At 33.2% G+C, this 23745-nt stretch carries 18 protein-coding genes; 17 read left to right on the top strand and 1 reads right to left on the bottom strand.

Annotated elements, in window-relative coordinates; genetic code table 11:
* Window positions 1–34 precede the first annotated feature (34 nt).
* From alr to BUB83_RS07045, 16 genes are all read left to right on the top strand, one after another.
* The gene (gene alr / locus BUB83_RS07120; protein ID WP_073337751.1) at window positions 35–1186 is read left to right on the top strand and encodes an alanine racemase; all 1152 of its coding nucleotides are present in this window, start codon (window positions 35–37) and stop codon (window positions 1184–1186) included.
* A 28-nt stretch (window positions 1187–1214) separates the two neighbouring features.
* Window positions 1215–2342 carry an alanine dehydrogenase gene (ald, locus tag BUB83_RS07115; RefSeq protein ID WP_073337750.1) on the top strand — a complete coding sequence of 376 codons (1128 nt, stop codon included), beginning with the start codon at window positions 1215–1217 and terminating at the stop codon, window positions 2340–2342.
* 88 nt (window positions 2343–2430) lie between these two features.
* Window positions 2431–3495, top strand: coding sequence for an ornithine racemase Orr (gene orr, locus BUB83_RS07110; RefSeq protein ID WP_073337749.1), 1065 nt, complete (start codon window positions 2431–2433; stop codon window positions 3493–3495).
* 49 nt (window positions 3496–3544) lie between these two features.
* A complete protein-coding gene (gene ord / locus BUB83_RS07105; RefSeq protein ID WP_073337839.1) occupies window positions 3545–4582 on the top strand; it encodes a 2,4-diaminopentanoate dehydrogenase in 1038 nt (345 codons plus the stop codon).
* Between the two features lie 10 nt (window positions 4583–4592).
* Window positions 4593–4889, top strand: coding sequence for a 2-amino-4-oxopentanoate thiolase subunit OrtA (gene ortA, locus BUB83_RS07100; RefSeq protein WP_073337748.1), 297 nt, complete (start codon window positions 4593–4595; stop codon window positions 4887–4889).
* Entirely contained in the window at window positions 4882–6300 is a 1419-nt protein-coding gene (gene ortB / locus BUB83_RS07095) for a 2-amino-4-oxopentanoate thiolase subunit OrtB (RefSeq protein WP_479723230.1), read from the top strand. Before ortA ends, ortB begins: the two co-directional genes overlap by 8 nt.
* 2 nt (window positions 6301–6302) lie before the next feature.
* Window positions 6303–6662 (top strand): ornithine aminomutase subunit alpha, encoded by a 360-nt coding sequence (locus BUB83_RS07090; protein ID WP_073337746.1) that lies wholly within the window; start codon window positions 6303–6305, stop codon window positions 6660–6662.
* A gap of 9 nt (window positions 6663–6671) precedes the next feature.
* Window positions 6672–8870, top strand: coding sequence for a D-ornithine 4,5-aminomutase subunit OraE (gene oraE / locus BUB83_RS07085; RefSeq protein ID WP_073337745.1), 2199 nt, complete (start codon window positions 6672–6674; stop codon window positions 8868–8870).
* Between the two features lie 23 nt (window positions 8871–8893).
* Window positions 8894–10255 carry a GlmL-related ornithine degradation protein gene (locus BUB83_RS07080; protein WP_073337744.1) on the top strand — a complete coding sequence of 454 codons (1362 nt, stop codon included), beginning with the start codon at window positions 8894–8896 and terminating at the stop codon, window positions 10253–10255.
* A gap of 87 nt (window positions 10256–10342) precedes the next feature.
* A complete protein-coding gene (locus BUB83_RS07075; protein ID WP_200801446.1) occupies window positions 10343–10921 on the top strand; it encodes a cysteine hydrolase family protein in 579 nt (192 codons plus the stop codon).
* Window positions 10922–11115: 194 nt separating this feature from the next.
* The gene (locus BUB83_RS07070) at window positions 11116–12465 is read left to right on the top strand and encodes a YjiH family protein (protein ID WP_073337742.1); all 1350 of its coding nucleotides are present in this window, start codon (window positions 11116–11118) and stop codon (window positions 12463–12465) included.
* 135 nt (window positions 12466–12600) lie between these two features.
* Entirely contained in the window at window positions 12601–14211 is a 1611-nt protein-coding gene (locus tag BUB83_RS07065) for a Na+/H+ antiporter NhaC family protein (protein ID WP_084133446.1), read from the top strand.
* 827 nt (window positions 14212–15038) lie between these two features.
* Complete coding sequence (locus BUB83_RS07060; RefSeq protein WP_073337741.1) at window positions 15039–16766, top strand: methyl-accepting chemotaxis protein; 1728 nt, start codon at window positions 15039–15041, stop codon at window positions 16764–16766.
* Between the two features lie 425 nt (window positions 16767–17191).
* Complete coding sequence (locus BUB83_RS21870) at window positions 17192–19069, top strand: methyl-accepting chemotaxis protein (protein ID WP_073337740.1); 1878 nt, start codon at window positions 17192–17194, stop codon at window positions 19067–19069.
* Window positions 19070–19318: 249 nt separating this feature from the next.
* Window positions 19319–19861, top strand: coding sequence for a nitroreductase family protein (locus BUB83_RS07050; protein ID WP_073337739.1), 543 nt, complete (start codon window positions 19319–19321; stop codon window positions 19859–19861).
* A gap of 204 nt (window positions 19862–20065) precedes the next feature.
* Complete coding sequence (locus BUB83_RS07045) at window positions 20066–20263, top strand: cold-shock protein (protein WP_073337738.1); 198 nt, start codon at window positions 20066–20068, stop codon at window positions 20261–20263.
* 118 nt (window positions 20264–20381) lie between these two features.
* On the opposite strand, the gene BUB83_RS07040 is transcribed toward BUB83_RS07045, so the two are convergent.
* Entirely contained in the window at window positions 20382–21185 is an 804-nt protein-coding gene (locus tag BUB83_RS07040; protein ID WP_073337737.1) for an AraC family transcriptional regulator, read from the bottom strand.
* A gap of 147 nt (window positions 21186–21332) precedes the next feature.
* Between BUB83_RS07040 and BUB83_RS07035 the strand changes: the two genes are divergently transcribed.
* Entirely contained in the window at window positions 21333–23600 is a 2268-nt protein-coding gene (locus tag BUB83_RS07035) for an FAD-dependent oxidoreductase (protein WP_200801445.1), read from the top strand.
* Window positions 23601–23745 lie beyond the last annotated feature (145 nt).

Below are 23745 nucleotides of genomic sequence, written 5' to 3'. Positions count from 1 at the left end.
ACGGTATTTTGTTGGAATCAAAAGGGGGTTTTATATGGAAAAATTAAAAGGTACCTACGCAAGTATTAACCTTGATAATATAATTCATAATTACAAAGAAGTATGCAAATGGGTTGCCAATGATGTGGTTGTGACTACTGTTGTTAAATCAGATGCATATGGGCATGGTGAAAAAAATGTGGTGCAGGCTTTGATTGAAAATGGTGTAAAGATTGTATGTGTCAGCACAATTATAGAAGCACTTAGATTACGAAAAAATTTTCAAGACATAGAAATCATTATACTGGGATATACACCAAGAACCTTACTTAAGAAAGTTGCAGAGAATAATCTTATTCAAACAATCAGTACTGTAGAAGAAGCAGAAATGTTAAATGAAATTTCAAAGACAAAAGTACACATAAAAGTTAATACAGGAATGAACAGGCTGGGGTTTGATTTCAATAATGCGGCTTCCATAGAAAAAATCAGTAAGTTTAAGAATCTGGAGATATGCGGTATATTCACTCATTTATACAGTAGCGATAGTGCTGATAAAACAGCAGTAGAAATTCAATTTCAAAGATTCAGAAATCTAATAGCAATGCTTAAGAGCAAAGATGTTAACGTTGGAACAAAGCATGTATGCAACAGTGGAGGTATTATAGATTCTAGGCATATGCACCTTGATATGGTTCGAGAAGGAATAATGCTATATGGATTATATCCTTCAAACAAAGTGAGTAAAGAGTACATCAAACTCAAAGAGTGTATGGAATTCAAGTCATATATTGCTAGTATAGGCAGTGTAAAAAAAGGTGAAGGAATCGGTTACGGACATACTTTTATTGCTGAAAAGGATATGAAAGTTGCAACAATTAACCTGGGGTATAGCGATGGATTATTTAGAAATTTAAGTAATAATGCTGAGGTTATCATAAATGATCAGCGAAGAAAAATTGTGGGTAGAATTTGTATGAATATGTTTATGGTGGATGTAACTGATATGGAAGATGTATCTATTGAAGATGAAGTGATTATTTTTGGTAAAAGTGAAAACAATTACATTTCTATTGACGAAGTGGCTTCGAAAGCTGGGACAATAAGCTATGAAATAGTTTGTAGAACTGGTTATTCAGTACCAAGGGTTTATGTAAAGAACAATAAAATCATTGAAATTGAAAACGATTTTATTGTTATAAAATAAAAAATTTATTATTTTGAGGAGGATAATTATGATTATAGGTGTACCAAAAGAAATTAAAAATAACGAAAACAGGGTTGCTTTAACACCTGCTTCAGTTCAAGAGTTAGTTTTAAGGGGGCATGAAGTATATATTGAAAATAATGCTGGTATTGGTAGTGGTATCTCTAACGAAGAATATATTGCTGTAGGGGCCGGAATTCTGGACACTCCAAAAGAGGTATTCGATATTGCAGATATTATAGTAAAAGTTAAAGAACCTCTTGAGTGTGAATATGAACTATTTAAAGAAGGACAAGTTTTGTATACTTATTTACACTTAGCTCCAAACCCTAGTTTAACTAAAGCTCTTTTGGATAAAAAGATAATGGGTATTGCATATGAAACAGTTGAAGCAGCAGATGGCAGTTTGCCTCTTCTAACTCCTATGAGTGAAGTTGCGGGAAGAATGAGTACACAAGTAGGTGCCACTTTATTACAAAAATATAATAAAGGTCGTGGAATGCTACTAGGAGGAGTGCCAGGTGTTGCACCTGCAAAGGTTGTAATCTTAGGTGGAGGTGTAGTTGGAACCAATGCTGCTAAGATAGCTATAGGTATGGGAGCTAATGTAACAATTTTTGATGTTAATTCAAAGAGACTTGCATACTTAGATGATATTTTCGGCGGAAGAGTTAATACTTGCTACTCAAATTCTTTAAGCTTAGCTGAAGCACTTAAAAATACTGACTTATTTATTGGTGCAGTTCTTGTTCCAGGTGCCAAGGCTCCAAATCTTGTAACAGAAGAGATGGTAAAAGGTATGAAAGAGGGTAGTGTAATTGTAGATGTTGCCATCGACCAAGGAGGTAGCGTTGAAACTATTGATAGAGTAACAACTCATGACAATCCTTATTATGTATCACATGGTGTGGTTCATTATTCTGTAGCTAATATGCCAGGAGCTGTTCCAAGAACGTCTACTTTTGCACTAAATGGTGCAACTTTAAAACATTTAATAAATATAGTTGAGAAGGGTCCTGTTGAGGCATGTAAGAATGATCCATTACTGTTGAAAGGATTGAATACATACAAAGGGTATGTAACATACAAAGCAGTGGCAGATGATTTAAAATCAGAGCTGAACTTGGAATATAAAGACCCACAAGAATTATTATAAAAAAATTATTTAGTTTTGAAAGAATACTCCAAGAGGGGGTATTCTTTCAAACAAAAATGTATATTCAGATTAAATAGAGGAGACAAAAATGTATCCACGAATTTTAATAGATTTAAAAAAATTTAGTAATAATGTAAAGATTGTAAAAGAAAAAGCGGATAAAAAAGGAATAGAGATATTTGGGGTAAGTAAGGTTTTTTGTGGTGATGAAGTCATAGCAAAGGAATATGCAGCTTTAGGGCTAAGTGCCATTGCTGACTCTAGAATAGAAAATTTGAAAAAACTTAAAGACGTTGATATAAAAAAAGTTTTGCTACGTTTACCAATGCAAAGCGAAATTGAAGATGTAGTCAAGTATGCAGACATATCCCTCAACTCTGAAATCAGCACATTGGAATTAATTTCACAGGAAGCTGAAAAACAAGGGAAAATACACAATGTGATACTTATGGTTGATATGGGTGATTTAAGAGAAGGCTTTTATGATGAAGAGGAAGTATATTTTGCTGTAGGAAAATTATTATTTTTAAAAGGGATTAAAATTATAGGGATAGGTACAAATCTAAGCTGTTTTGGAGCTATCATCCCAAAAATAAGCCATATGCATAAACTTAAAGAAATTAAGAATAATATTGAGATTAGATATAATATAAAACTACAATATGTATCTGGGGGAAATTCTAGTTCTTATTATTTAATGGATAATGAGGAGTTACCAACTGAAATAAACAATTTAAGGATTGGAGAAATATTTGTTTGTGGAAATGAAACAGCATTTGGTAACAAGGTAACAGGAACATTTGATGATGTTTTTGTTTTGGAGGCAGAGATTATTGAGCTAAAAAACAAGCCTTCTTTACCAATTGGAGAATCAGGTGTGGATGCTTTTGGCAAGAAGCCGGTTTACATGGATAAAGGTAATATGCTCAGAGCTATTTGTGCCGTGGGAAAACAAGATGTTAGTTTGGATGCCCTTGTACCTTTTGATAAGGATATAGAAGTCCTAGGTGGAAGTAGTGACCATATGATTATAGATGTTAGTAAATCTAAGAATAAATACAATGTAGGAAAAACAATAAAATTCAAATTGAAATACGGCGGGATCTTATCTGTGATGACAAGTGATTATGCAGAAAAAGTTTATATCAGGTAATGTTAAAAAAAATAATTTTTTATATAACTTATGGAGGGGTGAAGGTTCAATGGATAATATAAAAATAGCTATTTGGGGTTTTGGTGCAATGGGTGCAGGTATGGCAAAAATGCTTTTACAAAAAAGAGGTGTTGATATCGTTGGTGTTTGCGATGTACATCCTGATAGAATAGGAAAGAGTGTAGCAGAAGTGCTAAAAGTGGATAAATATAATGATATTATCATAAACGGTGATATTGAAACGGTTTTAAGCAATAAAAAGGTGGATTTATGTCTTTTGGCTACAGATTCCTTTACAAAAGGTGCCTTTCCTAAATTAAAACTAATCATGGACAAGAAAATAAATGTTATTACTACAGCGGAGGAAATGGCTTATCCTCAAGCACAGGAGCCGGAACTTGCTAAAGAATTAGATGAAATCGCAAAAGTGAATGGTGTAACAGTTTTAGGGACAGGTATCAACCCTGGAATGATAATGGATTTACTTGTTGTGTGCTTGACAGGCTGTATGGAAACAGTTGAATATATTGAGGCAAAAAGAGTCAACAGTCTATCTCCATTTGGTATAACGGTAATGGAAGAGCAGGGTGTAGGGATAACATTAGAAGAATTCAATAAAAGACAGGCACAAGGTGAGTTGGCTGGACATGTAGGATTTAAAGAAAGTGTTAATATGATTTCTGATGCACTAGGCTGGAAAATTGAAAAATTCGAACAGCAAATGAAGCCAATTTCAACAACAGTGAATAGAAAATCACCATATGGGTTTGCTAAAGCAGGAACACTTGCAGGAATCAATATGACTGGGCAATGCTATATAGATGGTGAAGTTAAGATAGATATGATACATCCACAGCAAATTGAACCTGAAATGGAAGGAACACATACTGGAGATTATATAACTATTAAAGGTAATCCACAAGTAAATATGGCTATAACTCCAGAAGTTGAAGGAGGAATTGGTACAATTGCTATGTGTGTAAATATGATTCCACATGTTATCAATGCAAAGTCCGGATTAAAAACAATGATCGACCTACCGGTTCCAAGGGCAATTTTAGGTGATATGAGAGATCTTATTGATTAGGAGGCGCATTATGAAGGCAAAAAAAGGTGACTGGGTAAGGATTTACAATATAGTATTAAAGGCGGAAGAGCGAGGTGCAAATCTTCCGGAGGAAACAAAAAAAGTCCCTCTAGAAATGTGGGATAAAGGTTTTTTAGTTGATGATGCTGCAACCCTTGGCAATAAGGTGGAAGTTGAGACTATTATCGGTAGACATATAACAGGAGAATTAGTGGAGGTTAACCCTAGTTTTGAAATTAACTATGGTAGATGCATTACAGAAACTTTATATATAGGTAAAAAATTAAGAGAAATGTTAGGTGATTAAGTTGAAAAAAAGTATGAGCTATAACGATGTAATGAGTAGAAAAAATCAAATAATGAAAAGTGCTATCGGGATAGATTATGATGTTTTTGAAAGCGGAAGTATAGCATTTGACTATGAACAGATGATGAAAGAGGCAGGGTATAGTCTTGATGAAATGATAAGAATTCAAGGAGATAATTCTGTAGGAAATACACCGATTATTGAACTTAAAAATTTTACAAAAATCGCTAGGAAACTTTCTGTAAAAGGTAAAGGTGCAAGAATATTCATTAAAGATGAGGCAACAAATCCGTCAGGTAGCTTTAAGGCTCGACGTGCAGCAGTAAGTGTATATCACGCAAAGAAGCTTGGATATAAAGGGGTTATTGCTGCTACAAGCGGCAATTATGGTGCAGCTGTAGCTTCTCAGGCAGCCATGCATGGACTAAAGTGTATCATAGTGCAGGAATGCTATGATTCCCAAGGAAAAGGTCAGCCTGAAATTATAGAAAAAGCGAGAAAATGTGAGGCATATGGCGCAGAAGTTGTGCAACTGACTGTGGGACCAGAACTTTTTTATGAGTTTTTGAAACTGCTAGAAAGTACTGGTTATTTCAACGCATCCTTATATTCTCCTTTTGGTATAGCAGGTGTTGAAACATTAGGTTATGAAATATCCAAACAATTTATGAAGCGAGAAGGTAAAAATCCAGATGTAGTTGTATGTACAAATGCTGGTGGAGGTAATTTGACAGGAACTGCAAGAGGTTTAATAAAGGCAGGAGCTACAGATACAAAAGTTATTGGAGCAAGTGTAAACCTAAAAGGGTTGCATATGGCTAGTGATAACCAGTTCAATAAGAAATCCTTTACAACTGGACATACAGGATTTGGAGTACCTTTTTCAACATTGCCTGACCGTTCGGATGTTCCTCGTTCTGCCGGTCGCCCCCTTAGATATATGGATCGATATGTAACGGTGAATCAAGGAGAGGTATTCTATATAACAGAAGCGTTGGCACAAATTGAAGGACTAGAAAGAGGTCCAGCTGGGAATGTATCCTTAGCAGCTGCATTCAGTTTGGCACAGGAACTGGATGAAGATAAAATCATTTTAGTTCAGGAAACTGAATACACAGGAGCAGGCAAACATCTTCAGCCGCAGCTTTCCTTTGCAAAAGAAATGGGAGTTGCTATCATAGTTGGAGACCCAAGAGATGAAATATGTGGGCAAAATATTGTTCTGCCAGAGAATCCAGGTTTGATCAAAGCAGTAGATTTGGATATGAATAAATTAAAGAAGTCATATATTAAAAATGCAGTTATAAAAGTTGATTATGCCACAGAAGGTGATATCCGGTTTTTGGCGGAAGATACTAATTCTACAATAGAGTTTGTTAAAGAAACTTTGGAAGAATTAAACAGGAGGTAGACATGAAAGGTTATTTGAAAAGAGAAGATGATTTTGAAACTAGAAGAAAACACCTTGAAAATTTGTCTGATGAAGAATTAAATAATAGGTTTTGGGAGCTTACTGAAGAAGCGGTTAAACCACTTCTTGAACTAGCAAGAACACATACCTCACCTAGCGTTGAAAGAAGTGTGCTTTTACGTATGGGATTTAGTAGTATTGAGGCAAAACCGCTTGTTGAAATGGCTATAGACAGAGAAGTAATATCAAAAGGTGTTGGTCACTTGGTTTACAAGGCAGCGAAAGAAAATGGAATTTCTGTTAGAGAAGCAGGGCTTGAAATGCTTGATGGCAAGCTTTGGGACAACTTAAAATTCCAATAGGAGGTTATCATGAAGAACTATAAATCAAATGAAAGACTTGATATAAGAGATATTCTAGATGATATTGAGAATTACAGACCTAAAAGACGTGGGTGGACATGGAGGGAAAAAGTTGCTGACCTTCAAATGGATGGACATACCTATTCAGATTGTGCAGAACCTTTGAAAAACAGTATTGGTATCCCAAGCGCTGTTCAATATTTTGACAACCTTGACCCACAACCGGCAGAAAGTATAACAACTGAAATAGCATCCGGAAGATTTGAAGATGACATTAGAAGGATGAGAATGTGTGCATGGCATGGTGCTGACCATATTATGGTTATTCGTACAGCTGGCCAATCACATTATGATTGTTTGATAGAAGGTACACCACAGGGTATTGGAGGCATTCCTGTTTCTAGAAAACAGGTGAGATGCCACAGAAAAGCACTGGATTTCATTGAAGAAGAAGTTGGAAGACCTATAAACTATCACTCATATATTTCCGGTGTGGCAGGACCAGAAATTGCAGTTATGTTTGCAGAAGAAGGAGTGAATGGAGCTCATCAGGACCCTCAATATAATGTACTATATAGAAATATCAATATGGTAAGAAGTTTTGTTGATGCCGCTGAAAGTAAATGTGTAATGACTTGGGCTGATATAGCGCAGATTGACGGTGCTCACAATGCAAATGCTACAGCAAGAGAAGCCTGGAAAGTAATGCCGGAGTTGATGGTACAACATGGCATCAACAGCTTGTTCTCGCATAAAGTTGGTATGAAGAAAGAGAATATTTGTCTTTCTACAGTGCCTCCTTCAGCAGCACCGGTTCCGTGTACCAAGTATGATTTGCCTTATGCCGTTGCTTTAAGAGATTTCTTTAAAGAATATAAAATGAGAGCGCAACAAAACACAAAATATATAACATCATCATCCAGAGAAGCCACTGTTACACATGTGTTGAATATGATGATTTCCAAATTGACACGAGCTGACATTCAATCTACAATAACACCAGATGAGGGCAGAAATGTTCCTTGGCATATGTACAATATAGAAGCGTGTGATACTGCAAAGCAGACCCTTGTTGCACTTGATGGATTACTTGATATGGTCAATCTTAGTGAAGAAGGTTATCTTCCAAAGGAAGTCAGAGAGATTAAAGAAAGAGCGGTTTTATATCTGGAAGAATTACTTGAAGTCGGTGGATACTTTGAAGCAGTTGAAAAAGGATTCTTTGTAGACTCAGCTAAATATCCTGAGAGAAACGGTGATGGTATTGGCAGAAAAATAGATGATGGTATTGGTGCGGGAACAGTGTTCAAGCGTGATGATGACTATATGGCACCAGTTACTGCTCACTATGGATATAACAATGTTGCTCAATATGATAAGAATACTGTAAATGATCCATCAAAACTGATTGACGGTTGTACATTCGAAAAACCGGAAAAAATTATTTTTATTGATGAACTGGACAAGCAAGATAACGTCAATGTACGAATGGAAGAAGCAGAAGCATACAGAAACACTAATTTAATAAAACCAGAGGTTGAATGGTTGGCTGACGGAACAGTTGTCTTGGAACTTTGTTTGCCCACAGATAAAAGAACAGCACAGTTTGCTAGCATAGAGATTGCCAAGAATATGAATATGTTAAATCCAGAAGTCATTCATGTAGAAGCATTGCACCCTTCGGAAGGCACAAGAGTTCAAGTGAAAGGTAAAATTGATTTTTCAGTGGATATTAGCAAACTGGAAATTCCAGAAGAACCTGTTATGCTGTCTGATAATGAATTGTGGGAAGCAATAGATAAGAAACCTTTAAAAGTTGTGGCGGCTACAGTGGGTGAAGATGAACATTCTGTAGGACTAAGAGAAGTAATTGACATTAAGCATGGGGGTATCGAAAAATGGGGTATTGAGGTTGAATATCTTGGAACATCTTGTCCGGTTGAAAAACTAGTTGATGCTGCAATAGAAACCAATGCGGAGGCAATTCTTGCATCTACCATTATCAGTCACGATGACATTCATTATAAGAATATGAAAAAGATCCATGATTTATGTGTTGAAAAAGGGATAAGAGATAAAATCAATATAGTTTGTGGAGGTACTCAGGTAATAAATGAATTAGCGGTGAAAACAGGAGTAGATGCAGGGTTTGGAAGAGGCTCAAAGGGTAAACATGTAGCAACATTTTTGGTTACCCATAGAAAATAATTGTTTTTTCATAGGAGGGTTTTATGAAAATTGATATCCTTGTGGCGGAAATTGGAAGCACAACAACTGTTGTCAATGGGTTTATGATTCATGAAGATGCCCGTTTTCTAGGATTTGGACAGTCTCCTACAACAGTGGAAGAAGGCGATGTCAATATAGGTCTAACAAATGCAATATTAGATTTGCAGAGCAACTTAGGTGTTGAGTATATTGAGTACAATGACTTTATTGCAACAAGTAGCGCTGCTGGTGGTTTGAAAATGACGGTTCATGGGCTTGTATACGACATGACCGTCCGTGCGGCCAAAGAGGCGGCTTTAGGGGCAGGAGCCAATATACACTTGGTAACCGCCGGTAGATTAAGGAGAACGGATCTTGAAAAAATCAAGGAAATCAAGCCCAATATAATGTTGCTGGCAGGTGGAGTGGATTATGGAGAGAGAGATACTGCCATTTACAATGCAGAGCTGATAGCAGGACTACATTTGAACATTCCTATCATTTACGCGGGCAATATACAAAATCAAGACGAGATTAAACTTATTTTCCAGCAAAGTAATTGTAAACTGTATATAGTTGAAAATGTATATCCTAAAATTGACCAGTTGAATGTGGAACCTACGAGAAAAGTGATCCAAGATGTATTTGAAGAACATATTACCAATGCCCCTGGTATGGGAAAAGTCAGAGAAATGGTTAATGGAAATATCATTCCAACTCCAGCAGGAGTTATGGAGGCGACAAAGGTATTATATGAAATACTGGGAGATATAGTTTCTATTGATGTTGGAGGTGCTACAACAGACATTCATTCTGTTACTGAAGGGAATGAAGAAATTTCAAGGATAATGATTTCTCCAGAACCTATTGCAAAGAGAACAGTTGAAGGTGATCTGGGGGTATATGTAAATGCACAAAATTTAATTGAACTTACAACTAAAAAAGAGCTTGCACAGAAAATGGATATTTTCATTGAGAAACTTGAAGAATTAATTAAAAATCAAAAGCCTATTCCTAAAACCGACCTTGAGAAACGGTTTGTTGAAGAACTGGCAACAGTTGCTTGCAAAATAGCTATTGAAAGGCATACAGGCACACTTATAGATCTATTTTCTACATCAGGAAAGAAAAGAATGGCTCAAGGCAAGGATTTAACTGCAGTAAAATATATTGTGGGAACAGGAGGTGCCTTGACAAAACTTCCTAAAAGAGTTGAGATACTAAAAAGTATTATAGAGATAAACAATGGTTTAAAATTGCTTCCAAAAAATACTGCAAAAATTTTGATAGATAATCATTATATTATGGCATCTTTAGGGGTGTTAAGTAAATCACATCAAAAAGAAAGTATAAAGTTACTGAAACAGACGTTGATGCTTCAGTAAAAAATGAAAGTCATAAATTCAAAAAAAAGGGGAAGAAAAATGGAAATTAAAAGATCAAGAAAACCTGTAATTGTAGGAAATACGGCAATGGTAGTTATCGATATGTTTGAAGGATGTATTGGAGAGGAGTCTTGCAACAGTAGTATTCCAATTATGCCTGGAAGTACTGAGAGAATGGAAAAAGCCTCTGCCCTGGTTAAAAAGGCAAGAGAAGCAGGAATGCCGGTAATCGTGGTACAGGAAAGACATAGAAAAACAGGAACTGATTTTGGAAGAGAACTAGATGGAGTAGAAGGGGCACACTGTCTTGAAGGAAGTGACGGAATCAATCCACCGTTTAATGAGATTGGTATGACAGATAAAGATTATATTGTTGTAAAAAGAAGATACTCTGCATTCTTTAAAACGGATATTGAATTACTTTTAAGAGCGCATAAGATAGAAACTTTGATTTTAGTCGGTTCTAATACAGATGTATGTATTCACTATACATTCGTTGATGCACATCAAAATGATTACTACTGTAGAGTACCTGAAGATTGTGTATATGGAGGGAGCAAAGAAGCCCATGATGCATCTATTAAAGCGATGGAATATATGCAGGAAGGTGCAATCCAAACTTATGAGTCAATGCTGAAGTATGTAGAAGAATATAAGAACAGATAATACTTTTGATAAACAACGGAGGGGCTTTTTAGAGGTTCCTGCGTTGTGTTATAAATAGTTATAATCACGGATGGGCAAAAATTCAAATAAGTATACTTTAGTAGTAGAACTATATACTACTTATGTGTATTTTGTGAGTGATACCTAGAAGGTAAAATATTAATATAACATAGTAGTTAAAGAGGAGGTACATTATGGAAAACGGTTATCGAACAAAGCAAAATATCATGAAACTGATTATTTTTACAGCTATTGGAGTTTTTTACTATATGATTCCTTTCAAGGTAAATGGGGAAACAACAATGTGTATCGCATTCATTGAAAACCTTATCATGGATCATATAAAACATTATACGATGATTGCAGTAATTTTTATGATTTTACTAGCAGTGGCTTCGTTGTTTTTTAGTACTATCGGAAAGAATAAAATTCATAGTGAATATTTTAAAAAGCTTTTTGAAGTGGATGTAAAGTCTTTGGTTTGGAGAATTGCCGGTTCCATACTTCTATTTCTTGGATTTTTTCAAGTGGGACCTGAAATGATATGGAGTGAATATACAGGTGGTTTTATCGCATCATATTTGATGCCGGCCTTGATTATTCTATTTGCATTTGCACTTATGTTTATTTCACTTTTATTGGATTATGGTGGAATGGAACTGTTAGGTGGGGTAATAGAACCAATTTTTAAACCATTATTTAAATTGTCTGGGCCTGGATCTTTAATGGCTCTCATTGGTTGGTTTGGCTCAGGTACATCATGTATGATAGTAACAGATAAAACTCATAAAGCTGGGCGTCTAACCACTAAAGAATGTAGTACTATCATATTTGGATTTGCAATTATTTCTTTTCCAGTTACATTTGTATACAGTACTGGAATTGGGGGACTTGATGTTGCTTATTTTCCACAGTTAACAATAGCATTAATACTTATAGCTATCATTTCAACATTTATTTTAGTTAGAATTCCACCTATTTCGAAAAAATCAACAAGTTACTACAATGATCAAGCTCCACAAGTTAAAGAAAATGATAATAGCAGCAGATGGCAAAAAATCATTGATTCAGCATTGAAAAAAGCTGACCAAGCACCAAGCTTTGGAGCAATGATTAAAGAAGGGCTTAAAGAAACTTTTACTTTGATGGTGGAAGTATTCCCTATGATTACTGTTGTGGCAGTAACTGTTTTGGTTATTTCTGAAAATACTCCCGTTTTTGATGTTATGGCTATTCCTTTTGCTCCGATATTAACTGCAATGGGGTTACCGGAAGCAGCCGCCGCCGCACCATCGTTCTTTACAGGATTTGCTGATTTAATATTACCATTTTTGGGATCTGCATCAGTAAGCTCTCAATTAACCAAATTTGTAATTTGTGTAGTAGCGATTACACAAGTGTTTTGTATGAGTGAAGGTGGCGTTATTCTAATGAAATCAAGTATGAACATTAAGTTTAAAGATTTAGCCATAATCTTCATTGTTAAAACAGTGATTGCTATTCCCATAGCATATTACTTTGGGGTTCTTGTCGGAATAGCTTAATAATGCTGAGAGGACACCAAAAAAATAGATATTTAAAAGGAATATTATTTGATATTATATAACAAAAAGGAATAAGTCTTTATTAGCATTTAGCAATAAAGGCTTATTCATAGAATTGGAAGGAGAGAAACGTTTATGAAAAAAACAAGTAAAATAGTTGCATTGGTTATAGCAATAATCTGTTTGTTTTGCTTTCTTAGCTTTGGTGAAACTAGAGGTACAAACTTTACAGATTATGGTGCACTATCCTTAATTCCTCCTGCAATAACAATAATTTTAGCATTTATTACAAGAAACACACTTATATCCATGTTTGTTGGTGTATGGGCTGGAGCCAGTATAATTATGGATTGGAATCTTTTAGATGGTTTACTTAGCACCTTTTCAGACTATATTATTCCTCAAATGGCTGATAGCTGGAATGCAGGAATGTTGGTCCTTATTTCGCTTATAGGTGGATTTATGTATATGATAAATGCATGCGGAGGAGCTGAAGCTTTTGGAAGATGGGCTCAAAAACATGCAAATTCAAGAAGGAAGGCACAGCTTATGACTTGGGTTGCACCTTTTTTGGTATTGTTTGACCAAGGATGTCTGCTAGTAGGAATTATTATGAGACCTGTTACAGATAGAATGAAAGTTTCACGAGTAAAGCTTGCGTATATTACAGATTCTATGGGCGCACCTCTAGTATCCATGTCACCTATTAATGATAATGGAGTATATCTTATTGGACTTATTGCTGCTGAGATTTCGGCACTTGGGCTTTCACAGAGCGCTTATAAATTATATTTTGGAATGTTTCAGTTTAATCTTTATGCTGTTTGCACTATATTTACTGTATTAATTGTTATTTTGTTTGGTCTTGACATAGGCCCTATGTATGAGGCTGAAAAAAGGGCTAAAGAGACTGGAATGACATATGGTGAAAATGATAATCTAATAGCTGAGCCACCGGAAAATAGTATTCCAGAGAACCATAACCTGTCTATGATAAATTTTCTGGCACCTGTTTTAGCATTAATAATTACAATGTTAACTACTATATTCTATACAGGTAATGTTTTAGAAAATGGAGTTTTGGGAAGCTTTAGTAACTGTGACATTCAAATTTCAATAATTTTCAGCTTTTTAATAGGTTCAGTAGTAGCTGGTATAGTTGGTATAAAATCTAATTTAATTAATACTGAAGATATATTTGAACAGTGGACTAAAGGAGCAGCTACTATGGTACAGGTGCTTATTATACTTATTATGGCATGGAGTATTAGTTCATTAACAAAGAATATGGAAATAGGTTCATATATAGCGGGATTACTACAAGGAAATATTTCATCTGCATCCCTTCCTTTTATTATGTTTATCCTTGGTATTATTATTTCCTTTGCTACAGGAAGTTCATGGGGAGTCTGGGCTATAGGACTACCAATAGCAATTCCATTAGCTATTAATATGGGAATATCGCTACCTCTTATTATAGGTGCAGTTGTAAGCGGAGGTCTTTTTGGTGATAACTGTTCACCTATATCAGATACTACAATTCAGTCTTCAACTAGTGCATGTTGCGATCACATTCAGCATGTTAAAACACAGCTGCCTTACGCAGCAATAGTTGGAGGAGCTTCTGCAATAGGTTACTTGGTAGCAGGTTACGCGAGTGAGGCTTTAGCGTTACCGATTACAATGCTGATTATTATTGGAATTTTAGTTTTATTGAAAAAGAAGAGTGTAGTCAGAAATAACTAGGGAAGTTTAAAAATGAATTTGAAGCCAGGAATTTCTAGTCTGAAATGATTAGGAGTGCCTGGCTTTTTTTATTAATAGTCAATTTTAGCTTTATACATTTTTTGATGTATTTTTAGTTATTTTTATTGGTACTTTATTAGGGTAGGACGATGCTATTATGACAACGGATGAAGAATTAATTGAAGAGATACTTTCCGGAAGTCATACAGCTATAGAGGTTCTTGTTAATAGGTAGTATAAATATATCTTTTCATATGTGTATAGAAATATAGGGGATTATCATGAGAACTATATTTTGACCTAGGAAATTTTTGTTAAGATGATGAAGTATATAAACAGCTACAAAGAAAAGCATAAGTTAAAACTGGATTTTAAAAATATCAATAAATTCATGTAATGATTATTTTAGAAGCAGGAGCTTTAGCGAAAAGAAGTCCAATAATAAAATTAATAGAAAATGAGTAAACATTTTTGTGGTGGAGTTCACTAATAATATGGCAAGAATTACATATATATATATATAAAATTTAATTAAACAATGACTACAATTATATAAAAGATTAAAATATTGCTATAAATTACTATTTTTTTTATTTTTATTACATGAAATGTAGAATTTATTTTATAATTATGATAAAATCTAGATTGGATTTAAATTGAAATTAAATTGAATTCAAATTGAAATTAAAAAATAAGTATAAGTTTTATATGTTAAATAATTTAAAAGCATTCTCAAAACCAATGAGGAGTACTTTAGCTTGAGAGGGTTAAAAATTTATTAAACATAAGAAAAATCTAAATTGTGAATATTAATAGGGGGAAGTACTATGAAGAGGATTGTAAAAACAAAATATTTTGGTTTTAACAGTTTTAAAATTGGAACTAAGTTAGTGATTGGATTCATAATTGTTGCATTGTTGTCAGGTGTAGTGGGTTCAATTGGCTTATTCAATATGAGCAAAAGTAATAAATACGCTTTAGAGATTTATAGAGATAAATTAATACCAATTAGAGATTTATCAACCGTAAATCTAAATTTGTTAAGAATACGATCAAATAATATATATATGCTTTATAACAAAGATATGAATGATTTTAATCAAAGGGAGAAACAAAATATTGAATTGGATAATGAAAATAAAGTACTACTAGAAAAGTATGAAAATTCATTTTTAGTAGGAGAAGAAGTAGTACTATTAGACCAGTTTAATAAAGATTTAAAACCTTACATAACGATTCGTAAAGATTTTGAAAAGTATCTTAAAAATGGAAATGAAACTGAAGCTCAGAAAATTTTACAAGATTTTGTGGTTGCAAGAGAAGCAGTGGAAAAAGATCTACAAAATCTCATTGAAGAGAACAACTTACAGGCAGAAACATTAGTTCAAAATATTAATAAAAACTATAGAGAATCTTTCATTTTTATGGTGTTGATTATTGTGATAGGATTTGCTTTAGCTATTGTGTTGGGTTTGTACTTAGCACATAAAATAGGTAAGCCAATTAAAGGTATGTTAGCAGCAGCAAACAAAATTGCCGATGGAGACCTTGATGTAGAATTAGATGTTCATAGCAGGGATGAAATAGGTGAGATGGCTAAAGCGTTCAATAATATGACGGATAACTTGAACAGGGTCATGAGTAATATTAATTCATCTTCTGAACAGGTAGCGGCGGGAGCTGGACAAGTATCTGATTCTAGTACATCTCTTTCTCAGGGAGCTACAGAACAAGCAAGTTCAATAGAAGAATTAACAGCTACAGTTGAAGAAATCTCTACACAAACTAAACAAAATGCAACCAATGCTCATGAAGCTAAAGATATTGCAGAAGGAGCTAAAGTATATGCATCTCAAGGTAATGCTCAAATGCAAGAAATGTTATCTGCTATGAGTGAAATTAATAATTCTTCAAATAATATTTCTAAAATTATTAAAGTAATTGATGAAATTGCTTTCCAAACAAATATATTGGCTTTAAATGCAGCGGTTGAAGCAGCAAGAGCTGGACAACATGGTAAGGGTTTTGCAGTAGTTGCCGAAGAGGTAAGAAATTTAGCAGCACGTTCTGCCAATGCTGCAAAGGAAACTACTATTATGATTGAAGACTCTATTAAACATGTAAAAGGTGGAACTGAAATCGCTAATAAAACAGCGGAAGCTTTAAAGAAAATTGTTGAGGGTGTTACCAAAGCCGCTAACTTGGTGGGGGATATTTCATTAGCATCTAATGAACAATCAATTGGAGTTCAGCAAGTGAATGAGGGAATCACTCAAATAGCAGGAGTTGTACAAAATACCTCAGCCACATCGGAAGAAACAGCTGCCGCTAGTGAAGAATTATCTAGCCAAGCGCAATTATTAAAGGATGAAGTAAGAACTTTTAAATTAAAAAATAGAAAATCAGTTTCCTCAGAGGAGGAACTCATATTTAATAAAGGTATAGAATACTTAGGGGAGAAACCTTTGAAAATACTTGATAATTCAAAGGAGATAAGAAATTCTAATGCTAGAACGGTAATTAATTTAAGTGACAATGAATTTGAAAAATATTAAGAAAAGGACTCATCAAAATTGATGAGTCCTTTTAGTATATTCAAAAAGATTAATATTGGTTGGAATTTAAGGTTCATTTAAGAATAATGTAATATGATAATACTTAGAATAGTTAATTAAATAAGCTTTTTTCATCAGTGATAATAGAGTCTGTAAGAATTGTTTGGTGGCATCTTCCGTATAGAATAAGTTTGTATGGAAGACAACCTAAAGTCTCTTCTATTAATTCAGAGTGAAGACATTCTTAAATGTGTAGGCTGTAGCGAATATAGGGTATAATTTCTACAAAATTTCGTATAGGAGAAAAGAATTTGTTCACATAGTCCTCTCATAACTAATTTATAATAAAAAGAATTAATAAAAATTACAACACAAGAAAAAAACATAATTAAATATATTAAAATACGAAAGGTGATGTAGGAAATATGAAAAACATATTGAAGAAGAAAAGTTTTAGAATGAATAATGCATCTATTCAACTAAAATTAATGTTAGTAATTACATTCTTAATGGTATCAACTATTTCAGTTGTTGGAGGAATAAACTACTATAAAACTAGTAAAATAGTTGAAAAATCTATTCAAGACCAAAGTTTCCAATTGATTAGGACCTTTGAGGACTGGCTAAAAAATTTTACTGAGGGTACCGAACAAACATTAGATATGATTGGTCATAATCCTGACTTAAATGGTGATCTTACTGAAGAAAAATTAATTGCTATGACAGGTTTTTTTGATACGATACGAGAAAATACCTCTAACGTTCAAGCAGTATATTTAGCTACTGAGGATAAAAAAATGGTTATTTCAAGTGAAAATGAATTGCCTTCAGATTATGATCCTACTTCACAAATTTGGTATACTCAAGCAGTTGAGAAAAATGAACTCACATGGACAGAACCTTATATTGACGAAACTACAGGAGAATTAACTATGTCAATAGCGGCTCCGTTGACTATTGATAATGAACTTATAGGTGTATATGGGATAAATATTTCATTAGATGAATTAGGCTCTTATGTGTCTGAAATTTCATTAGGAGAAACAGGATATTTTTTCATTGTAGATAGTAAAAATATTGTTTTAGCCCATAATAATAATGAATACATAGGTAAAGAATTAGATGTACAAGAATTAAAAGACTCCTTAGTAGAAAATACGCAAGGGGATACCACTTATGCTTTAGATGGTGTAAAAAAATATGCAGTGTTTAGTACTATGGAAAGTAATGGATGGAAAATAATTGGTACTATGGATTATTCGGAAAGCAAAGCAGATTCTTATGATGCTCTTTATACAACAATAGTTAGTGGTGTAATATTTTTTGTTTTAGCTTTAGTTGTGGTATTTATTATTGTTAAAAGAATAGTTTCCAATCTTGATGTAATCAAAAATGATATGGAAAAAATCGGAGAAGGTGATTTATCTATAACTAGTTATGTTAAATCAAATGATCAGTCAGGAAAACTAGCTAATGAATTAAATAGAATGATTGATAATTTAAATCTATCTATGACTAATATAAATGCATCTTCTGAACAAGTTGCTGCAGGTTCTGGACAAGTTGCTGATTCAGCACAGGCACTTGCACAAGGGGCTACAGAGCAAGCAAGCTCAATAGAAGAAATAACTTCAAGTATAACACAGGTATCAAAGCAAACCAGTCAAAACACATTAAATGCAAATGAAGCAAGTCACCTTGCGGATATAGCAAAGAATGATGCTATTTCAGGTAATGAACAGATGAATGATATGGTATCAGCAATGAATGTTATAAATGAATCATCTATTAATATATCAAAAGTAATAAAAGTTATAGAGGAAATTGCATTTCAAACTAATATTTTAGCTTTAAATGCTGCTGTTGAAGCGGCCAGAGCAGGTCAACAAGGGAAAGGCTTTGCTGTAGTTGCAGAAGAAGTAAGAAGTCTTGCGGCTAGAAGTGCTAATGCTGCAAAAGAAACTGAATTAATGATAAATGATTCAATACAAAAGGTTAATCTAGGGTCAAAACTAGCAAATAAATCATCAGAATCATTAATAAAGATTGTCCAAGACGTTACAAAGGTGGCAACATTAATAAAAGATATTTCTGAGGCTTCAAATGAACAAAAATCAGGAATTGAAAAAATCAACCTAGCACTTAATCAGATTACCAGTGTAATTCAAAGCAATTCTGCTACAGCTGAAGAAAGCGCAGCTGCAAGTGAAGAGTTGTCAGCACAAGCAGAAATGTTAAAAAGAGAAGTTTCCAAATTTAAATTAAAAGATAGTGAAGAGTTGATTTTTTTTAAGAACATTTAAAAATTTTATTCTCAAATAACCTTATTTATTACGTTACGAACATATTGTATATTATATGAAAAAAAAGTGCGTACTAGTCGTGAATGTACACTTCATGTTAATATTAATACCAGGTTCTTCATTAGGAAAGTTGCTAATAAATTTATTGATTTATAATTAAGAACCAATGCAAAGACAAAAACTGTAAAATAATTTAGTTGGCTTTAAGGCTAGGTAAAAATATAAATATGAAAAAGATGGGTAATAAAAATGGATGCAGTTACAATGATAAAAGAAAGAAGAAGTGTTCGTAAATTTAAAAATGAAAAAGTTGATAGAGAAATTATGAAAGAAATAGTTTCAATCAGCAAATGGTCACCATCATGGGGAAATTTTCAAGTAGCAAGATATACATTGGTAGATGATGAAGCAACTATCAAACGTCTTGGAACAGAAGGTGTTAATGAATTTGTTTATAATGTAAACACATTAAAAGAAACAAAAGGTGTAGCAGTATTAAGTTTTGTTAAAGGTAAAAGTGGTAAACTAGACAAAGATGAATATGCTACTTCAAAAGCTAATACTTGGGAAATCTTTGATGCTGGTCTTGCATGTCAAACATTTTGTTTAGCAGCACATGCTAAAGGTATTGGGACAACAGTTATGGGAGTTATTAATGATGAGTCAATTTCTAAAGTTGTAGGTTTACCAGAAGAAGAAACGGTAGCAGCACTTATTGTCTACGGTTATCCAGATGAAAAACCTGCAGCAACTCCAAGAATGGAGACTGAAGATATAATGCGGTTTGTATAAGCGAAAAAGAATTAAATCTACGCTGAATAAAGAGTGTTAATATAAAACTGTAGACAAATTATTTTGTTTACAGTTTTTTTTGTAAGTAAGTTTTGATTTACTGTTATATAATTTGACTTTATTGTAAATAATATATTTGTGATATAAGCTGTCGAATTTTTCGGAAAGCATTAAAAGCAAATAAAAATCTCGGAGGTAAAAGTAATGAATGGAACAGTAAAATGGTTTAATGGAGAAAAAGGATTTGGTTTCATAACTACAGATGAAGGAGACGATGTTTTTGCTCACTTCTCACAAATAGATAAAGAAGGTTATAAAACTTTAGAAGAAGGCGAAAAAGTAACCTTTAATGTAGTTAGCGGACCAAAAGGACCACAAGCTGAGAGTATTAGGACAATTTAAATAAATTATACTAATAATAAAAAGTTTGTTTCTAGAAATGTTGAAGGTGGATTATTTACTGTATTGTGTGAATAATCCACCTTTAAAAAGTTTTTCGGTTTTTTGGCATTTCAAAAAATTAATGATAAAGTTGATGCTGATAATCACGTGGGGACATGCCCACAACTTTCTTGAAAATCCTACTTAAGTAATATGGGTTAGGGTAATTAAGTTTATCACTTATTTCAGAGAGAGTTAGATTTGTGGTTTGCATTAAATTTATAACCTCTCTTACTTTAAGTTCCATATGATATCTATTGATGGTTGTACCTGTTTCTGATTTGAACAGTCTCCCAAGGTAGCTATAGCTCATATTAAGCTTATCTTCAATGAGTTTTGCAGAAAATTTATCCTTTATTTGGGATTTTAGCATTTTAATAACTTTTGGAGTTATGATAGCGGCAGCGTTATTAACTTCATATTTTGAAGGTTGGCTTAAGAGTTGAAAAAATATTTGGTACAAAGAACCGCTAAGTCTTTGAGCTTTAAAGGGTTCACTTGAATTATATAATTTTTTCATAGGAGCAATGATATCATGCATCTTATCTGGCGAGCTGATAGTTAAAAGTTTAGGTAGATACATGGTATCAGCGCAAATGGGGGTGGTAGAAGGTATAAAAGAAATCCAAAACCATTTTGCCCCTGGCTGGGTTAAGGTTTTTCCGTAATGATGAAGTCTATTTTTTAAAAAGAAAACTTGGTTTTTGTTCACTTCATAATCAACTCCATTTTCAGATACATGAACTGTGCCATTTAACACAAATAACATAGTGTTAATTTCTAATATTCTATCTAAGTGACGCCATGGAGTGGTCACATTCACCATACCCACAGTAGCAACAATGGGCAATTCCTTTGGATAAATATCAACTCTATTTTCCATTTTTTTATATCCTTTCATCAAATAATAAATACAAAATAATTATAAAAAAAGCATATCACAATAAAGCGAAAAAGGATATGAAAAATTCATTATATGGTATTTAAAGTGTTCAATACATCAGTTACCATAGAATAAGAAGGATATGAATTGAAAAATAGAGAGGATGATTATATGCGTTTTAAAACGGAATTAGTAGAAAAAGATTTTACAATTATTGGAGGCGGAATGCCAGGTATTTGTGCTGCTATACAAGCCGCAAGACTGGGATTATCCGTAGCACTTATTAATAATAGAGGTTATCTTGGGGGAAATGCCAGTCCAGAAGTTCGTATAACTATATCAGGTGGAGATGGGTCAAGTGAGTTTAACTTTTATGCAAGAGAATCTGGAATTATGGAAGAACTTAGACTTGAGAATTTATATAGAAATCCCCAGGGAAATCCATATTTATGGCATACGGTATTACTTGATTATGTGCTTAGAGAAAAAAATATTTCCCTGTATTTAAACACAAATGTGGATGAGGTAATAACAAAAGAGGATGGAACAATTGAAAGTGTTTCAGGCTCACAAATAGGTACAGAAAAACGTCTTGAATTTAAAAGTCCATATTTCTTAGATGATACTGGTGATGGAACCATTGGATATTTAGCAGCGGCTGAGTATAGAATGGGAAGAGAAGCTAGCTCAGAGTTTGGCGAACGCATTGCGCCAGAAAAAGCGGATGACCATGTTTTGCTTAGTACACTATCTTTTTATTCAAAAGATACAGGAAGAAAAGCACCTTTTGTTTTGCCTGATTTTGCAAAAAGCTTGTCTGTGGAAGAAACTTTAAAAAATAGAATAATCCCAGATAGAATACCAGGAAATTCTCGTTACGAAGGTTATAGAATGCAATGGTTTTATGAGATTGGATATGGTAGAAATCAAATTAGTGATGCAGAAGAAATTATGCAAGAACAAAGGGAATTGGTTTATGGCATATGGGATCATATTAAAAAAGGAGAACAATACGACTCAGACAATTTTGATTTTGAATATGTAAGTCCAGTGACTGGTAAAAGAGAATCAAGAAGACTTATGGGAGATTACATTTTAACAGAAGGGGATATTGTAGCACAAAATGATTTTGAAGACACTATTGGTCACGGGGGATGGTCTTTTGATTTGCATGCTCTTAAAGGTTTCTTTTCTACTGATTTAATCAATCGTCATTATGTTTTAAATGGTGTTTATCCAATACCTTATAGAAGTTGTTATTCAAAAGATGTAGATAATTTATTTGTTGCAAGCCGTTGTATGTCAACAACTCACGTGGCTTTTGGCTCTACACGTGTAATGGGAACGTTAGCAGTACTTGGACAATCAGTTGCTATTGCAGCATATTTATGTAAGAAATATTCTGTTAACCCAAGAGGAATATATGAAAATTATTTAGATGAATTTAAACAAGAATTAATTAAAAATGACCAATATATTATAGGAACAGTTAATGAAGATGAAAAAGATTTAGCTAGAAAAGCAACTATAACAGCTTCTTCAAATGAAAAATTAAACTTTGATAATATGGAATATGAAAAAGTATTGAATGAAGAAGTGGCATTAATTTTACCAGTAGAAAAATACATTGGAAAAATATCTTTATTTCTTAAAGCAAAAGTAGATACAGAAATTGAATACATCATGTACACAGCAATAAAAGATCAAAACTATAAACCACAGCAGAAATTAATGAAAAAAAGTATTAATCTTAAAGCCAGTGAAGAATATCAGTGGATAGACCTAGATTTAGGTTGTGAAATTAGCACAGGTAAAATATTTATACAGATTCATAAAAATGATTTAGTATCAATGGGTATGAATAATGATAGAGTTAATGGTGTTTTTTATCTTACAAAACATTATTTTTCTAAAAAATCTACTTATATAGATATTGATACATTAGAACTTATGAAAGAAATGTGGGAAGTAAGAAAAGAATTGCCATGTTTTAAAGGTTTAGAAGAAAATATTTATAGTGCTTCTAATATCAATAATGGATACTCTAGAAATCATAAATTACCAAATTTGTGGCTTTCAGAAAAAAGTAATGATGAAGAGTGGGTAAGTTTAAAGTTTAATGAAGAAAAAGAAGTTAGTCAGGTAGTATTAGTCTTTGATTCTAATTTAAACTATATCTATCATAATTTAGAAATATATTTAGACTTTAATGTTTTTCCAGAGATTATAAAAGATTATACGATTTTTGCAAAATTAAATGGAGAATATGTTGAAATTAAATCAATTAAAGAGAATTATCAAAGAAAGAATATTATAGACTTTTCAACAATAAAAACAGATGAAATAAAAGTAGTATTTAATAAAACTAACGGTTCACCACGTGTAACTGTTTATGAAATAAGAGCATACGCTTAAATATTGATTTTGCTCCTATAATGTATATGTTTTATTATACGCCTTATATGTTTTTCCTATAGATTAAATATGCTTTTAATTACAAACCTGTTTTACTTACAAAGGAACTGATTTTGTGATATATTTATGTGGATAAGAAAATAAG

Source organism: Clostridium grantii DSM 8605 (assembly GCF_900129965.1).
Classification (GTDB): Bacteria; Bacillota; Clostridia; order Clostridiales; family Clostridiaceae; genus Clostridium_AF; species Clostridium_AF grantii.
The sequence above is the reverse complement of the archived record's forward strand: the minus strand, read 5'-3'. Positions and strand labels throughout refer to the sequence as shown.

Bases quoted from the DNA above. Each gene is read 5' to 3' on its own strand.
- BUB83_RS07070 (WP_073337742.1), top strand. From the start codon at position 11,116: ATGGAAAACGGTTATCGAACAAAGCAAAATATCATGAAACTGATTATT.
- BUB83_RS07040 (WP_073337737.1), bottom strand. From the start codon at position 21,185: ATGGAAAATAGAGTTGATATTTATCCAAAGGAATTGCCCATTGTTGCT.
- BUB83_RS07050 (WP_073337739.1), top strand. From the start codon at position 19,319: ATGGATGCAGTTACAATGATAAAAGAAAGAAGAAGTGTTCGTAAATTT.
- BUB83_RS07080 (WP_073337744.1), top strand. From the start codon at position 8,894: ATGAAAATTGATATCCTTGTGGCGGAAATTGGAAGCACAACAACTGTT.
- oraE (WP_073337745.1), top strand. From the start codon at position 6,672: ATGAAGAACTATAAATCAAATGAAAGACTTGATATAAGAGATATTCTA.
- BUB83_RS07045 (WP_073337738.1), top strand. From the start codon at position 20,066: ATGAATGGAACAGTAAAATGGTTTAATGGAGAAAAAGGATTTGGTTTC.
- BUB83_RS07060 (WP_073337741.1), top strand. From the start codon at position 15,039: ATGAAGAGGATTGTAAAAACAAAATATTTTGGTTTTAACAGTTTTAAA.
- ord (WP_073337839.1), top strand. From the start codon at position 3,545: ATGGATAATATAAAAATAGCTATTTGGGGTTTTGGTGCAATGGGTGCA.
- alr (WP_073337751.1), top strand. From the start codon at position 35: ATGGAAAAATTAAAAGGTACCTACGCAAGTATTAACCTTGATAATATA.
- ald (WP_073337750.1), top strand. From the start codon at position 1,215: ATGATTATAGGTGTACCAAAAGAAATTAAAAATAACGAAAACAGGGTT.
- BUB83_RS07075 (WP_200801446.1), top strand. From the start codon at position 10,343: ATGGTAGTTATCGATATGTTTGAAGGATGTATTGGAGAGGAGTCTTGC.
- orr (WP_073337749.1), top strand. From the start codon at position 2,431: ATGTATCCACGAATTTTAATAGATTTAAAAAAATTTAGTAATAATGTA.
- BUB83_RS07065 (WP_084133446.1), top strand. From the start codon at position 12,601: ATGAAAAAAACAAGTAAAATAGTTGCATTGGTTATAGCAATAATCTGT.
- BUB83_RS21870 (WP_073337740.1), top strand. From the start codon at position 17,192: ATGAAAAACATATTGAAGAAGAAAAGTTTTAGAATGAATAATGCATCT.
- BUB83_RS07090 (WP_073337746.1), top strand. From the start codon at position 6,303: ATGAAAGGTTATTTGAAAAGAGAAGATGATTTTGAAACTAGAAGAAAA.
- ortA (WP_073337748.1), top strand. From the start codon at position 4,593: ATGAAGGCAAAAAAAGGTGACTGGGTAAGGATTTACAATATAGTATTA.